The organism is Actinoplanes sp. NPDC024001 (assembly GCF_040638955.1).
Classification (GTDB): Bacteria; Actinomycetota; Actinomycetes; order Mycobacteriales; family Micromonosporaceae; genus Actinoplanes.
Window position 1 is genome coordinate 1 of the sequence record NZ_JBEZZB010000043.1, and the last position, 14,094, is coordinate 14,094.

The following is a 14,094-nucleotide window of genomic DNA, read 5'->3' on the forward strand; positions in this document are numbered from 1 at the left end:
CGGGCTGAACGCCGCGATGCGTTTCGGCGCCGACGACGTGGCGGGCCTGTCCGGGTGGCGGGCCGTGCTCGCCGGCGACCTTCCGGCGCTGCGCCCGGAGCAGCTGGGCGAGGCGCTCGGGCAGGCCCGTGGGCGCAGCTTCGTGCCGGACGCGGCCGGCATCGGCACCGTCCTGCTCGCCGTGCCACCGGGAGCACGCCTGGATCCGCGGTTCGGCGGGCACTCCGCGGCCGCGCACGCGGCCTCCGGTGCGGCCCCGCTCGCCGGTGACTGGCCGGGTCTGCGGCAGGACGTGGACACCGCCGCCGACCTGGACACCGTGCTGACGCTCGGCGCCGGGCGGCGCACCTGCGAACTGCTACGTGATCTCGGACTCACCGCGGAGTGCGCGCCGGCCGCCTGAGGCGGGTACCGTGCCGGTTATGCAGGGCACCATCGCCACCTTCGACCCGGCCACCCGCAGCGGTTCACTGCTGCTCGACGACGGCTCTGAACTGGTCTTCGGAGCGGATGCGTTCGACCGCTCCGGCCTGCGGCTGCTGCGCCTCGGCCAGCGCGTCACGGTGGAGCCCGGCGAGGGCGGCGCGGTCCGCCGAGTGGTAATTCCCGGAGTCGTCTGAATTGATCATCCGGTAGTTCGTTTCACGTTCTGCCGGGAACGGCAATGATGGAGCCATGCCGAACCCGCCCCGGACCCCCGAGACCCGTAGGCGTGGCCCCAACGGCCGCTTCCTCCCCCGGCCGGAGCCCGCAGAACCGGAACCGGCCGCGCCCGGAGAACCGGAGTCGGCCGCGCCCGGAGATCCGGATCCGGCCCCGCCCGGAAAGCCGGAGTCGGCCACGCCCGGAAAGCCGGAGTCGGCCGCGCCCGCAGAACCGGGATCGGCCGCGCCCGCAGACCCGGCGGTCGTGACCGCCGATCCGACAACGGAGGTCGTGGCGATGGTGGAGGACGAGCAGACCTACGAGCTGCCCGAGGGCCGGTTCTTCAACCGGGAGCTCTCCTGGCTCGACTTCAACGCCCGGGTGCTGGCCCTGGCCGAGGATCCGGGGACCCCGCTGCTGGAGCGGGCGAAATTCCTCGCCATCTTCGCCAGCAACCTCGACGAGTTCTACATGGTCCGGGTGGCCGGCCTGAAGCGGCGGCTGAGCGCCGGCCTGCCGGTGCGCGGCGGCGACCGGTCCCCGCTGCGCCACCAGCTCGAGATGATCACCGAGCGGACGGCCGACCTGATCACCCGGCACGCGGCCTGCTTCACCGAGGAGGTCCGGCCGAAACTCGCCGCCGAGAGCATCGAGCTGGTCAGCTGGAAGGAGCTGGACGCGCCGGAGCAGGGGCGGCTGCGGACGTACTTCCGGGAGAAGGTCTTCCCGGTGCTGACGCCGCTCGCGGTCGACCCGGCGCACCCGTTCCCGTACATCTCGAGTCGTTCACTGAACCTGGCGGTGGCACTGCGCTACCCGGACGGCGACAACCCCGAGCTGTTCGCCCGGGTGAAGGTGCCGAACAACGTGCCCCGGTTCGTGACCGTGCAGAACGACAGCCGTGGCGTGCGGTTCCTGCCGGTCGAGGAACTCATCGCGAACCACCTGGACCAGCTCTTCCCCGGGATGCAGATCCTGGAGTGGCACCTGTTCCGGGTGACCCGCAACGCCGAGCTGGAGGTCGACGAGGACCGCGACGAGGACCTGCTGCAGGCCCTGGAGCGGGAGCTGGCGCAGCGCCGCTTCGGCCCGCCGGTGCGGCTGGAGGTGGCCGCCTCGATCAGCGACCACGTGCTCGACCTGCTGGTCCGCGAGCTCGACATGGACAGCCACGACGTGCTGCGGGTGCCGGGCCTGCTCGACCTGTCGTCGCTGTGGCAGGTGTTCGGCGACTGCGACCGCGACGACCTCAAGGACCGCCCGTTCGTCCCGGCGACCCACCCGCACCTGGCCGACGGCGAGGTGCCGCGCAGCGTCTTCAACCGGCTGCGCGAGTCGGACATCCTGGTGCACCACCCGTACCACTCGTTCTCGACGAGCGTGCAGCGCTTCATCGAGCAGGCCGCGGCCGACCCCAACGTGCTGGCGATCAAGCAGACGCTGTACCGGACGTCCGGCGACTCGCCGATCGTGGACGCGCTGGTCGACGCGGCCGCCGCGGGCAAGCAGGTGGTCGTGCTGGTCGAGGTGAAGGCCCGCTTCGACGAGGTGGCGAACATCGCCTGGGCGCGCACCCTGGAGCGGGCCGGCTGCCACGTCGTCTACGGCCTGGTCGGTCTCAAGACGCACTGCAAGACGTCGCTGGTGGTGCGCCAGGAGGGCAACCAGATCCGGCGCTACTGCCACATCGGCACCGGCAACTACCACCCGAAGACGGCCCGGCTCTACGAGGACTTCGGCATGCTCACCGCCGATCCCGAGGTGGGCGCCGACGTCACCGACCTGTTCAACGTCCTCACCGGCTACAGCCGCCAGACGACCTACCGGCGGCTGCTGGTGGCGCCGCACGGCGTACGCAAGGGTCTGGTCGAACGCATCGAGGAACAGGCCCGCATCGCCCGGGAGGGCGGTGAGGCGCTGGTGCAGTTCAAGGTGAACTCGCTGGTCGACGAGCAGACCATCGACGCGCTCTACAAGGCCTCGCAGGACGGGGTGAAGGTCGACCTGGTGATCCGCGGCATGTGCGCGCTGCGGCCGGGCGTGAAGGGCATGTCGGACAACATCCGGGTGCGCTCGATCGTCGGCCGGTTCCTGGAGCACTCCCGGATCTTCCGGTTCGGTCCCGGCCCCGACGCGGAGTACTGGATGGGTTCCGCCGACCTGATGCACCGCAACCTGGACCGCCGGGTCGAGGCGCTGGTCAAGGTGACCCTGCCCTCGGCGCGCGAGGAGATGCGCAACGTCCTGGAACTGTCGATGAGCGACCAGACCGAGGGCTGGGACCTGGACGGCGACGGCATCTGGCACCGCAACGTCAGCAGCACCGGCAAGCCGCAGGTCCACCTCCAGGAGGCGCTGCTGCGGCGGGTCATCGGCAAGAGAAGCTGATGCCGGATCAGGTTCAGGCCGCGGGCGGTGTGCTCTACCGCCCCGGAGACGACGGCATTCAGGTGTGCCTGGTGCACCGCCCGCGCTACGACGACTGGAGCCTGCCCAAGGGCACGTTCAAGGCGGACGAGACCGCGCTGGGCGCCGCCGTACGCGAGGTGGCCGAGGAGACCGGGGTGGCCGGCATCCCCGAGCTGCGCCTGCCCGAGGTGGCGTACCGGTTGCCGGACGGCCGGCCGAAGACCGTCCAGTTCTGGCTGATGCGGGCCGGGACCACCGGCCCGGTGCAGGACACCGACGAGGTCGACCGGATCGCCTGGCTGCCGCCGGCCGAGGCCGCCGCCCGGCTGAGCTATCCGGACGAACGCCCGGTGCTCGACCGGGTGGCCGAGCTGCCGCCGGTGACCGCGGTGGTGGCGCTGGTCCGGCACGCGCACGCCGGCGAGCGCAAGAAGTGGGCCGGCCGGGACCAGCTGCGCCCGATCGATCCGACCGGGCAGCGGCAGGCCGGCCGGATCGCCGAGGCGCTGACGACGTTCGCGCCGCGCCGGCTGGTGGCCGCGCCACCACTGCGCTGCAAGCAGACGCTCGAACCGCTCGCCAAGGCGCTCGACGACATGCCGATCGTGCTGGACAGCGCCTTCGCCGAACCGTCCGAAGCGGCGGATCTGCCGGGCCGGCTCACCGTGGCACAGTCCCGGCTGGCCGAGTTGCGGCTGGACGGCCGGACGGTGGTGTGCAGTCAGGGCAAGGTGATCCCGCCGCTGCTGGCGCTGCTGCACGGCGACGAGGACCCCGAGCCGTTCAAGACGCGCAAGGGCGACGGCTGGTTGCTCACCTGGTCCGGCGAGCGGCTGCTGGACGCCTCACGGCTGTGACCGGCCGCGCCCCGGCGTCGGCCCGCCAGTAACCGAGCAGGTCGCCGGTGAGCCAGCGGGCCTGCCACTGCTCGTCCGGCCGCGGTTCCCAGTCCCGGTAGGGCAGCAGGGCCAGCCGCCAGCTGAGCACACCGGCCAGGTACCAGCCGTAGAGCGGGACCGCTCCGAGCCAGCCGTCGCGCCGCCGGTACGAACCCCACCGGGCGTACCCGGCGACGGCCGTCCCGGACCAGCCGCAGGTGATCAGCCAGTCCAGCACCGGCATCGCGGTGCTCTGCTCGGCCAGGTCGCCGAGCGTCCACCCGGGTACGACCGCGACGGCGAACAGGGCCGCGGCGAGGGCGGACCGGGCGATCAGGCCGCGCGGCGACGATCTGCGTTCCATGCCCGGACGGTAGGACGCCACGGGCGCCGGGCGCCGGGACACAGAAAGGCGTCCACCGTACGGGTGGACGCCTCAACTGCTGGGGCTGAGCCGGTCAGCGTGCCTTGCGGGCGCCCGCGTTGCGCGCCGTGGAGGCTCCCCGGGCCCGCGCCGGGGCGGCCGCCGGAGTGGCCGTCTTGCGCGCGGTCTTCTTGGCCGGCGCGGCCTTGGTGGCGGTCGTCTTCTTGGCCGCGGCCGTCGTCTTGGCGGCCGTGGTCTTCTTCGCCGCCGCGGTCGCGGTCTTGCCGGCCGCCGCGGTCTTGGTGGCAGCCGTCTTCTTGGCAGCCGTCGACTTGACCGCCGTGGACTTCGCCGGCGCCGCCTTGGTCGCCGTCGTCTTCTTCGCCGCCGTCGACTTGGCGGCAGTCGACTTGGCGGCAGTCGACTTGGCAGCAGTCGACTTAGCAGCAGTCGACTTAGCAGCAGTCGACTTCGCGGCAGTCGACTTGGTCGCAGTGGTCTTCGCCGGCGCCGACTTGGTCGCCGTCGTCTTCTTCGCCGCCGTCGACTTGGCGGCTGTCGTCTTCGCCGGCGCCGATTTGGTCGCCGTCGTCTTCTTGGCAGCGGTGGTCTTGGTCGCGGTGGCCTTGGCGGGCTTGCCACTGGCCACCAGTTCCCGGAATGTGCTGCCCGGCCGGAAAGCGGCGATGGCGGTCTTCTTCACCTTCACCGGCTCACCGGTACGCGGATTCCGCGCGGTACGCGCGTTGCGAGTCCGCTTCTCCCAGGAACCGAAGCCGGTGATGGCCACCTTGTCGCCCTTGGCGACGGCGTTCTGCACCTCATTGATGAGCGCGTCCAAAGCCAGGGTCGCCGTCTTCTTGTCCCCTAGCTTGTCGGCGAGCGCCTCGATGAGCTCGGCCTTGTTCACGGTTTCCTCCCGGACGTGAGAACTGGCCCGTCGAAGGCCATTCTGCGCGCACGGTATGCCCTGTGACCTGGAGACACAAACATTCGGGGCAAAAATCCGTTGTGTCCCAACGAAATTCGCCCCCATCGGCGACCCGATGGGGGCGAATTCATCGCTGCGTTAAAGGACGACGACCGGCTTGAAAGCCGGGCGCGTCTTCTCGTACGCGGTAATCGCGTCCTCGTGGCGCAGTGTCAGTCCGATGTCGTCGAGACCCTCCATGAGGCGCCACCGACTGAAATCGTCGATCGGGAAGCCGTAGGCCGCGTCGTCGACACGGACCACCCGTCCCTCCAGGTCGACCGTCACCTGCTTCTCCGGCTCGCTCTCGGCGAGGTCCCAGAGGCTTTCCACGATTTTCTGGTCGAGCTGAACCGGCAGCAGACCCTCTTTCAGCGCGTTGCCGCGGAAGATGTCGCCGAACCGGGAGGCGATGACCGCCTTGAAGCCCCAGTCGCGCAGCGCCCAGACCGCGTGCTGCCGGGACGAGCCGGTGCCGAAGTTCGGCCCGGCGACCAGGATGGTGGCCCCGGCGTGGGCCGGGTTGTGCAGGACGAACGACGGGTCCTCGCGCCAGGCGCTGAAGAGGCCGTCCTCGAAGCCGGTCCGGGTGACCCGCTTCAGATAGACCGCCGGGATGATCTGGTCGGTGTCCACATCGGAGCGGCGCAGCGGCATGACCTTGCCGCTGTGGGTGACGAACTTGTCCATGACGGTGTCCTCTACAGGTCGGCGGGCGCGGCCAGCTTGCCGACCACGGCGGTGGCGGCGGCGACCTGCGGCGAGACCAGGTGGGTGCGCCCGCCCTTGCCCTGCCGGCCCTCGAAGTTGCGGTTGGAGGTGGAGGCGGCGCGCTGCCCGGGGCTGAGCGTGTCCGGGTTCATGCCCAGGCACATCGAGCAGCCGGCGAACCGCCACTCGGCGCCCGCGTCGGTGAACACCTTGTCGAGCCCCTCGGCTTCGGCCTGCTCACGCACCAGGTAGGAGCCGGGCACGATCATCATGCGCACCCCGTCGGCGACCTTGCGGCCACGGATCACGTCCGCGGCGGCGCGCAGGTCCTCGAGCCGGCCGTTGGTGCAGGAGCCGACGAAGACCACGTCGACCGGGACCTCGCGGAACGGCGTCCCGGGGGTGAGGTCCATGTAATCCAGCGCGCGCTGGGCGGCGCTGCGCTCCACCTCGTCGAGGAAGTCCTCCGGGTTCGGCACCACGTCGTTGAGCGCGGCGCCCTGACCCGGGTTGGTGCCCCAGGTGATGAACGGGCTGATCGCCGAGGCGTCGAGGATGATCTCGGTGTCGTACTCCGCGCCCTCGTCGGTGGCGAGCGTCTTCCAGTAGGCCACCGCGGCGTCCCAGTCCTCGCCCTGCGCCGCGTGCTTGCGCCCCTTGAGGTAGGCGAAGGTGGTCTCGTCCGGCGCGATCATGCCGGCCTTGGCGCCCCACTCGATCGACATGTTGCAGATCGTCATCCGGCCCTCCATGGAGAGCTTGCGGATGGCCTCCCCGCGGTACTCCACGATGTGGCCGTTGCCGCCGCCGGTGCCGGTCTGTGTGATCAGGGCGAGGATCAGGTCCTTCGCCGAGACGCCCGGGCCCAGCTCGCCGACGACCGTGACGGCCATCGTCTTCGGCTTCGCCTGAGGCAGCGTCTGGGTGGCGAGCACGTGCTCGACCTCACTGGTGCCGATGCCGAAGGCCAGCGCGCCGAACGCGCCGTGGGTGGCGGTGTGCGAGTCGCCACAGACGATCGTCATGCCCGGCTGGGTGAGGCCCAGCTGCGGGCCGATCACGTGCACGATGCCCTGGTTCACGTCGCCGAGCGGGCGGATCTCCACGCCGAACTCGGCGCAGTTCTTCCGCAGCGTCTCGATCTGCGTGCGCGAGACGGTGTCGGCGATCGTCAGCAGCTCGCCGCGACGGGTGTTGAACGAGGGATCCGCATACCCGGTCGGGGTGTTGTGGTCCTCCGTCGCGAGCGTGAGGTCGGTCCGGCGGACCTTGCGGCCGGCCATCCGGAGACCGTCGAACGCCTGCGGGCTGGTGACCTCGTGCAGGAGGTGCAGGTCGATGTAGAGCAGGTCGGGCTCACCCTCGGCCGTGCGCACCACGTGGTCATCCCAGACCTTCTCGGCCAGGGTCCTGGGTTTCCCGCTCTGGGGAGTGACTCCCACCATCTGGACATCCTAAATTCTGGAATGTATGTTTCGGCTTGTGGGACACAGTATGAGCGGTGTCGGCGTTCTCGACAAGGCGGTTGTCATTCTCGCCGCATGTGTCGACGGCGCCAGCCTGGCCGAACTCGTCGAGCGCACCAAGCTGCCGCGGGCGACCGCGCATCGCCTGGCACAGGCGCTGGAGATCCATCGGATGCTGGTCCGGGACACTCAAGGAAGATGGCGTCCAGGACCGAGATTGGGCGAGTTGGCCAATGCCGCACCGGACGTTCTGCTGACCGCGGCCGAGCCGCTGCTGTCCGCACTGCGGGACGCGACCGGCGAGAGCGCTCAGCTCTACCTGCGCCGCGCCGACGAGCGCATCTGCGTGGCCGCGGCCGAGCGCGCCAGCGGCCTGCGCGACACCGTCCCGGTCGGCTCGGTGCTGCCCATGGTGGCCGGTTCCGCCGCGCAGATCCTGCTCGCCTGGGAGCCGCCCGAGGCGGTCATGCCACTGCTGCCCCGCTGCAAGTTCACCGGCCGCACGCTGGCCGAGGTGCGCCGCCGCGGCTGGGCGCAGAGCGTCGCCGAGCGCGAGCCCGGTGTGGCCAGCGTCTCGGCGCCGATCCGCGACCGCACCGGCCGCGTGATCGCCTCCATCTCGATAAGCGGTCCGATCGAGCGCCTCGGCCGCCGCCCCGGCGAGCGGCACGCGATGGCCGTCGTCCGCGCCGGCCAGCGCCTCTCCGGCCTCTGACCGCCCGCCCCCGGCAGCCTGATCGGGGGAGGTGAACGACGGCCGCCAATGGCTAGGCTGCCGCCGTGCGGATCTTCGGGGGTAATGATCGGCTGTTCGGGCGGGACGCGGAATGCGCCGCCCTCGATGACCTGATCGCGGGGGCGCGAGCCGGGCAGAGCGCGGCCTTGGTCCTGCGCGGCGAGGCGGGCGTCGGCAAGACCGCCCTTCTTCGGTACGCGCAGAGCAAGGCCCCGCACTCACTGACGGTCCGGGGCGTGGAGTCCGAGGCCGACTTCCCCTACGCGGGGCTGCACCGGCTGCTCGTACCGTTGCTGCCTCGCCGGGACCGCCTGCCGGCCGGGCAGCGCGCCGCTCTGGAGGTGGCCTGCGGCCTCGCGGAGGGGCCGCCGGCCGATCTGTACCTGGTGAGTCTCGCCGCGCTGACCCTGCTGGCCGCGCAACCCCGGCTGTGCGTCGTCGACGACGTGCACTGGCTGGACCCGGAATCGGCGCGGGCGCTGGCCTTCGTGGCCCGCCGGCTGCACGCCGAGGGCGTGGTCATGCTCTTCGGGCTGAGGATCACCGACGACGACCCGGGCCTGCTCGCCGGCATCCCGGAGATGCCGGTCGCCGGCCTGGACCGGGACGCCGCGGTCGCGCTGCTGTCCGACATCGTCGCCACCGATCTGGATCTGAGCCTGGCCGAGCAGATCGCGGAGACCACCGGCGGCAATCCCCTCGCCCTGACCGACCTGGGTCACGAGCTCACCGAGGACCAGCTGCGCGGCGCCTCACCGCTGCCCGACCCGGTGCCGATCGGCAGCCGGCTGGAGACGCACTACTCGGCCCGGGTCCGCGCCTACCCCCGGCTCACCCGCACCTGGCTGGTGCTGGCCGCGGCGGGCGCCGGCGGGCGTGCCGATCAGCTGGTGGCCGCAGCCCGGCGACTGGGCGCCGAACCTGCGGACGCCGCACCGGCCGAAGCGGACCGGCTGGTGGCCGGTTCTCCGCCGGTGGACTTCCGGCATCCGCTGGTCCGCTCCGCGGTTTACGGCGACGCCGATCCCGCCGACCGCCGGGCCGTGCACGCCGCCCTGGCCGAGGCGACCACCGAGCCGGCCGACGCCGACCGGCGGGCCTGGCATCTGGCCGCCGCCGCGGCGGCTCCCGACGAGTCGGTCGCCGCCGAACTGGAGAACCGGGCCGACCGGGCCGGCGCGCGCGGTGGGCACACCGCCCGGGCCACCTTTCTGGCCCGCGCCGCCGAGCTCACCCCGGACGCGGTCGACCGGGCCGGCCGGCAGGTCCGGGCGGCCACCGCCGCGATGGGGGCCGGCGCGCACTCCCGGGCGCTGTTGCTGCTGGACACCGTGGAGGGGTCGCTGCTGACCGGCGCGGGCCGGGGTGAGGCGCTGCTCACCCGGGCGACCGCCTCGGTCAACGCGGGCGTGCCGCACGGCCTGCGGGACGCCTCCGCGATGTCGCTGGCCGCCGCCGATGCGTTCGGCACCGACCGCGAGCGGGCCCGGCTCGCCGTCATCAAGGCCATCGAGCACGCGACCACGGCCGAGCACCTGGGCGGCACCAGCCCGCTGGACATCGCCGCCGCGGCACGCCCGCTGGCCGGGACCGACCCGGCCGACGTCGACGGCCTCCTGCTCGCCGGTTACGCGGAGTTCGTCACGCACGGCTACGCGGGTGGCGTCCCGGCGCTGCGCCGGGCGATCACCGCGCTCGCCGACCCCGCGTTGCCGGACGAGGTCCTGCTGGCCCGGTTCATCCTCGGCATCAACTTCTGCAACATGACCTGGGACGAGGTCACGAAGCAGTCGCTGATCGAGCGCGCCGAGGCGGCCGCCCGGCGCACCGGCGCCCTGCATGCCCTGGACATCGTCCACTTCATCGGCGCGATGACCGGTGCCGTGCTCGGCCGCCTCACCGAGGCCGACCGGCACGACGCGGCCGGCCAGCGGGTGCGCCGGGCGATCGGCATCACCACCGAGCAGGAGCAGATCTGGCGGCACCCGGAGCTGGTGTCCTGGCGGGCACCCGCGGACTTCCGGCCGACCGTGCCGCATGCCCTGCAGGTCTTCGAGATGCTGCACATGGGCGGCATGCACGCGGTCACCCGGCTCGCCCTGGCCATTCTCGACAACGCCGTCGGCGACTACGCCGCCGCCCGGGACGGTCTGCTGGGCATCGTCGATCTCGGCCGGCCACTGCGGTACGCGTGGGCGCTGCCCGACCTGGTCGAGGCCGCCCTGCGTTCCGGCGACCGGCAGACCGCGAAGCTGGCGTACGCGGACCTCGACCTCGCCGCCCGGGCCAGCGACACGCCCCGGGCGCTGGCCCTGCTGGAGCGGTCACGGGCGTTGCTGGCCTCGCCGGAGCAGGCCGAGGTTCACTACCGGGCGGCGATCGAGCAGTTCACCGGCACCCCGTCACACGGCGATCTGGCCCGGGCCCGGCTGCTCTACGGCGAGTGGCTGCGGCGGCGGCGCCGGCGGCGAGACGCCCGGACCGAGCTCGCCGCAGCGCTGGAGATGTTCACCGAGGTGCGGGCGAACGCCTTCGCCGAACGGACCGAGCGAGAACTCGCCGCGCTCGGCGAGACCGTTCGCTCCGGCGTACCGGAAACTGACGATGCGGCCCTGACCCCTCAGGAGGCCTCCGTCGCGCGCCTGGCGCGCGCCGGGGCGACGAACGCCGAGATCGCCGCGAACCTGTTCCTGAGCGCCAGCACGGTCGACTATCACCTGCGCAAGGTGTTCCGAAAGCTCGGCGTCACCTCGCGCCGCCAGCTGCGGGACGCGCTGCGGGAGTGAGTCCGTGCACGCGCGACTACGCATCGCACGTGATTCGGTGATGGGCGCGTTCCCATGAGGATCGGTCCATGGGATACGTCACGGCCGCCGACGGGGCGGAGATCTTCTACAAGGACTGGGGTTCCGGCCGCCCGGTCGTGCTCAGCCACGGCTGGCCGCTGAACTCCGACAGCTGGGAGGCGCAGCAGCTCTTCCTGGCCGCGAACGGGTACCGCGCGATCGCGCACGACCGGCGCGGGCACGGTCGTTCCACCCAGACGTGGGACGGCAACGAGATGGACACGTACGCCGACGACCTGGCCGCGGTGATCGAACACCTCGACCTGCGTGAGGTCACCCTGGTCGGCTTCTCCACCGGTGGCGGCGAGGTGGCCCGCTACGTCGGGCGGCACGGCACCGGCCGGATCGCCCAGGTGGTGCTGGTCGCCGCGGTGCCGCCGATGATGGTGCGCACCCCGGACAACCCGGGCGGGCTGCCGGTCGAGGTCTTCGACGCGATCCGGGCCGGCTCGCTGGCCGATCGCTCCCAGCTCTACCGGGATCTCGCCGACGGGCCGTTCTTCGGCAACAACCGGCCCGGCGCGGACGTCTCGGCCGGCATCCGGGAGGCCTTCTGGCTGCAGGGTCTGCAGGCCGGGCACCGCAACGCGTACGAGTGCGTCGCCGCCTTCTCGGCCACCGACTTCCGGGCCGACCTGGACGCCTTCGACGTGCCGACCCTCGTCATCCACGGCGACGACGACCAGGTGGTCCCGTTCGCGGTGGGCGGGCAGGCCTCGGCGGCCCGGATCAAGAACGCGGCGCTGACGGTCTACCCGGGCGCGCCGCACGGCATCACCGACACCCACAAGGACCGGCTCGGCCAGGACCTGCTGGCCTTCCTGAAGGAGTACGACGCATGAAGCCCATCGTTCTCGTCCACGGTTTCTGGGTCACCCCACGCAGCTGGGAGAACTGGATCGCGCACTACGAGGCCAAGGGGCACCGGGTGATCGCGCCCGGCTACCCCGGCTTCGAGGTCGAGGTGGAGGCGCTCAACGCCGACCCCACCCCGATCGTGAACGTCACCGTGCCGCAGATCATCGCCCACCTGGAGGAGGAGATCCGGGCACTGCCTGAGGCGCCGATCATCATCGGTCACTCGGCCGGCGGCGCGTTCACCCAGATCCTGCTCGACCACGGGTACGGCGCGGCCGGCGTGGCGATGAACTCGGCGCCCACCGAGGGCGTACGCGTGGTCCCGCTCTCGCAGGTGAAGTCGACCTTCCCGGTGCTGAAGAGCCCGGGCAACCGGCACAAGGCGGTGCCGCTGACCCTGGAGCAGTGGACCTACGCGTTCACCAACACCTTCACCGCGGAGGAGTCGAAGGCGCTGTACGAGCGTTACCACATCCCGGCCAACGGCGGGATCCTGTGGGGCAGCGTGCTCGCCAACTTCCAGCCCGGCCACCAGGACACCTGGGTCGACTACCACAACGACGACCGGGCCCCGCTGCTGTTCGTCTCCGGCTCCGAGGACCACATCATGCCGCCGGAGATCCAACGCTCCAACCACAAGCACTACAAGTCCAACACCGTCACCGAGATCCGGGAGTACGCCGGCTACGCCCACCTGCTGCCCGCGCAGAAGGGCTGGGAGCAGATCGCCGACGAGGTCCTCGAGTGGGCACTGCGGCACGCCCGATGAGCCTGCGCGTCACGCACATCGGCGGCCCGACCACCCTGATCGAGATCGCCGGGGTACGCCTGCTCACCGACCCGACCTTCGACACCCCGGGCCGGCGCTACGACTTCGGCTGGGGCACCTCCTCGGTCAAGACCGCCGGGCCGGCGCTGACCGTCGACCAGTTGGGCCGCGTCGACGCCGTGCTGCTCACCCACGACCAGCACGGTGACAACCTGGACGACGCCGGGCGGGCCCTGCTGCCGACGGTGCCGGTGGTGCTGACCACGGTCACGGGTGCGAAACGGCTCGGCGGCAACGCCACCGGTCTCGCCCCGTGGCGTACCGCGACGGTCGGGGACGTGGTGGTGACCGCCACCCCGGCCCGGCACGGGCCGCCGCTGAGCCGGCCGATCGTCGGGGAGGCGATCGGGTTCGCGCTCCGGCCGCCCGGCGCCGACTCGGTGGTGTGGATCACCGGGGACACGGTGCTCTACGACGGCGTGCGGGAGGTGGCGTCGCGGCTCACCGTGGACACCGCCATCGTGCACCTGGGCAAGGTGCAGTTCGGCCTGACCGGGCCGCTCAAGTACACGATGACCGGCCGGGACGCGGCCCGGCTGATCGCCGAGGTGCGGCCCCGCCGGGTGGTGCCGGTGCACTACGAGGGGTGGTCACACTTCCACGAGGGGCGCGAGGAGGTGACGGCGGCCTTCCCGCCGGACACGCTCACGTGGTTGACCCCCGGAGTGCCGCAGACGGTCTAAGGCGTCCAGACCGCGTTGTCGTGGGCGAAGACGACCCGTTTCGGGTCGAGCTCCAGCAGCCGGCCGAGCCAGGCCGGGGTCGCACCGATCCCGGCCCGGTGGCCGAGGACGTCGCCGGTTAAGGCGGTCGCGTGATCGTGGCTCTGCCCGGCCACGATCACGGTGCCGTCGGGGGTGCGCACCACGACCGACTGGTGTCCCGCGGTGTGGCCGGGAGTGGGCACGATCAGCACGCCGGGCAGGATCTCCGTCTCGCCGTCGAGTTCCTCATACGCGGCGCCGGCGAAGTCGACCAGCTCGGGCAGGGTGTGGTCGGTCACCGTCCGGGCGGTGGTGAGCTCGGTCCGCTGGGTGAAGACGGGGCGCCCGGCGAGTTCCGGGTTGCCGCCACAGTGGTCGAAGTGGAGGTGGCAGTTCACCACGTACCGGATCTCGCCGGCCGTGGTGCCGGCGGCCGCGAGTGCCGCGCCGAGAGCGACCCGGCGGGGTTGGTAGTGGGCGTCCACGTCCGGGTGGCTGCCCATGCCGGTGTCGACCAGGAGCAGCCCGTCCGGATGGTCGACGAGATAGCCGAGCGCGGGTTCGGCCCGCGGCGCCCCGGTGCCGGTCTCGGCGGCCGGGCGCACGAAGTAGCCGAAGTCGATCCGCTGCACTGTGATGCCGGTCATCGTCGAAGTATTTCCGGCCAGGCGGGACCGC

At 71.8% G+C, this 14,094-nt stretch carries 12 protein-coding genes and 2 pseudogenes; 9 read left to right on the forward strand and 5 right to left on the reverse strand.

Annotated features, from left to right (window positions below; genetic code table 11):
- From AB0F81_RS18625 to AB0F81_RS18640, 4 genes and pseudogenes are all read left to right on the forward strand, one after another.
- Window positions 1-403: pseudogene (locus AB0F81_RS18625) on the forward strand (2-phospho-L-lactate guanylyltransferase); the annotation flags it as partial.
- Window positions 404-413: 10 nt separating this feature from the next.
- Window positions 414-620: a cold-shock protein gene (locus tag AB0F81_RS18630; protein ID WP_360198736.1), complete on the forward strand. Its 207-nt coding sequence runs from the start codon at window positions 414-416 to the stop codon at window positions 618-620.
- A gap of 55 nt (window positions 621-675) precedes the next feature.
- Window positions 676-3,033, forward strand: coding sequence for an RNA degradosome polyphosphate kinase (locus tag AB0F81_RS18635; protein ID WP_360198739.1), 2,358 nt, complete (start codon window positions 676-678; stop codon window positions 3,031-3,033).
- The gene (locus AB0F81_RS18640) at window positions 3,033-3,911 is read left to right on the forward strand and encodes an NUDIX hydrolase (protein ID WP_360198742.1); all 879 of its coding nucleotides are present in this window, start codon (window positions 3,033-3,035) and stop codon (window positions 3,909-3,911) included. The genes AB0F81_RS18635 and AB0F81_RS18640 overlap by 1 nt, the downstream gene beginning before the upstream one ends.
- On the opposite strand, the gene AB0F81_RS18645 is transcribed toward AB0F81_RS18640, so the two are convergent.
- The 4 genes from AB0F81_RS18645 to leuC all read right to left on the reverse strand — a co-directional run bounded on the left by AB0F81_RS18645 (window position 3,868) and on the right by leuC (window position 7,422).
- Complete coding sequence (locus tag AB0F81_RS18645) at window positions 3,868-4,296, reverse strand: hypothetical protein (RefSeq protein ID WP_360198745.1); 429 nt, start codon at window positions 4,294-4,296, stop codon at window positions 3,868-3,870. The genes AB0F81_RS18640 and AB0F81_RS18645 overlap by 44 nt on opposite strands.
- A 94-nt stretch (window positions 4,297-4,390) precedes the next feature.
- On the reverse strand, window positions 4,391-5,206 hold the full coding sequence (locus tag AB0F81_RS18650) for an HU family DNA-binding protein (protein WP_360198748.1): 816 nt from the start codon (window positions 5,204-5,206) through the stop codon (window positions 4,391-4,393).
- A gap of 159 nt (window positions 5,207-5,365) precedes the next feature.
- Window positions 5,366-5,956 carry a 3-isopropylmalate dehydratase small subunit gene (gene leuD, locus AB0F81_RS18655; protein WP_360198751.1) on the reverse strand — a complete coding sequence of 197 codons (591 nt, stop codon included), beginning with the start codon at window positions 5,954-5,956 and terminating at the stop codon, window positions 5,366-5,368.
- Between the two features lie 11 nt (window positions 5,957-5,967).
- On the reverse strand, window positions 5,968-7,422 hold the full coding sequence (leuC, locus tag AB0F81_RS18660; protein ID WP_360198754.1) for a 3-isopropylmalate dehydratase large subunit: 1,455 nt from the start codon (window positions 7,420-7,422) through the stop codon (window positions 5,968-5,970).
- Between the two features lie 49 nt (window positions 7,423-7,471).
- Between leuC and AB0F81_RS18665 the strand changes: the two genes are divergently transcribed.
- From AB0F81_RS18665 to AB0F81_RS18685, 5 genes and pseudogenes are all read left to right on the forward strand, one after another.
- Complete coding sequence (locus AB0F81_RS18665) at window positions 7,472-8,158, forward strand: IclR family transcriptional regulator (protein WP_014447202.1); 687 nt, start codon at window positions 7,472-7,474, stop codon at window positions 8,156-8,158.
- Window positions 8,159-8,223: 65 nt separating this feature from the next.
- Window positions 8,224-10,965 carry an AAA family ATPase gene (locus AB0F81_RS18670; RefSeq protein ID WP_360198757.1) on the forward strand — a complete coding sequence of 914 codons (2,742 nt, stop codon included), beginning with the start codon at window positions 8,224-8,226 and terminating at the stop codon, window positions 10,963-10,965.
- Between the two features lie 59 nt (window positions 10,966-11,024).
- Window positions 11,025-11,867, forward strand: a pseudogene (locus tag AB0F81_RS18675) (alpha/beta hydrolase); the annotation flags it as partial.
- On the forward strand, window positions 11,864-12,652 hold the full coding sequence (locus tag AB0F81_RS18680) for an alpha/beta hydrolase (RefSeq protein WP_360198760.1): 789 nt from the start codon (window positions 11,864-11,866) through the stop codon (window positions 12,650-12,652). The pseudogene AB0F81_RS18675 and the gene AB0F81_RS18680, both read left to right, overlap by 4 nt.
- Window positions 12,649-13,395 (forward strand): MBL fold metallo-hydrolase, encoded by a 747-nt coding sequence (locus AB0F81_RS18685; protein WP_360198763.1) that lies wholly within the window; start codon window positions 12,649-12,651, stop codon window positions 13,393-13,395. The genes AB0F81_RS18680 and AB0F81_RS18685 overlap by 4 nt, the downstream gene beginning before the upstream one ends.
- On the opposite strand, the gene AB0F81_RS18690 is transcribed toward AB0F81_RS18685, so the two are convergent.
- Window positions 13,392-14,063 (reverse strand): MBL fold metallo-hydrolase, encoded by a 672-nt coding sequence (locus tag AB0F81_RS18690; RefSeq protein ID WP_360198766.1) that lies wholly within the window; start codon window positions 14,061-14,063, stop codon window positions 13,392-13,394. The genes AB0F81_RS18685 and AB0F81_RS18690 overlap by 4 nt on opposite strands.
- Window positions 14,064-14,094: the final 31 nt, after the last annotated feature.

Bases quoted from the DNA above. Each gene is read 5' to 3' on its own strand.
- AB0F81_RS18635 (WP_360198739.1), top strand. From the start codon at position 676: ATGCCGAACCCGCCCCGGACCCCCGAGACCCGTAGGCGTGGCCCCAAC.
- AB0F81_RS18640 (WP_360198742.1), top strand. From the start codon at position 3,033: ATGCCGGATCAGGTTCAGGCCGCGGGCGGTGTGCTCTACCGCCCCGGA.
- AB0F81_RS18645 (WP_360198745.1), bottom strand. From the start codon at position 4,296: ATGGAACGCAGATCGTCGCCGCGCGGCCTGATCGCCCGGTCCGCCCTC.
- leuD (WP_360198751.1), bottom strand. From the start codon at position 5,956: ATGGACAAGTTCGTCACCCACAGCGGCAAGGTCATGCCGCTGCGCCGC.
- leuC (WP_360198754.1), bottom strand. From the start codon at position 7,422: ATGGTGGGAGTCACTCCCCAGAGCGGGAAACCCAGGACCCTGGCCGAG.
- AB0F81_RS18665 (WP_014447202.1), top strand. From the start codon at position 7,472: ATGAGCGGTGTCGGCGTTCTCGACAAGGCGGTTGTCATTCTCGCCGCA.
- AB0F81_RS18680 (WP_360198760.1), top strand. From the start codon at position 11,864: ATGAAGCCCATCGTTCTCGTCCACGGTTTCTGGGTCACCCCACGCAGC.
- AB0F81_RS18685 (WP_360198763.1), top strand. From the start codon at position 12,649: ATGAGCCTGCGCGTCACGCACATCGGCGGCCCGACCACCCTGATCGAG.
- AB0F81_RS18690 (WP_360198766.1), bottom strand. From the start codon at position 14,063: ATGACCGGCATCACAGTGCAGCGGATCGACTTCGGCTACTTCGTGCGC.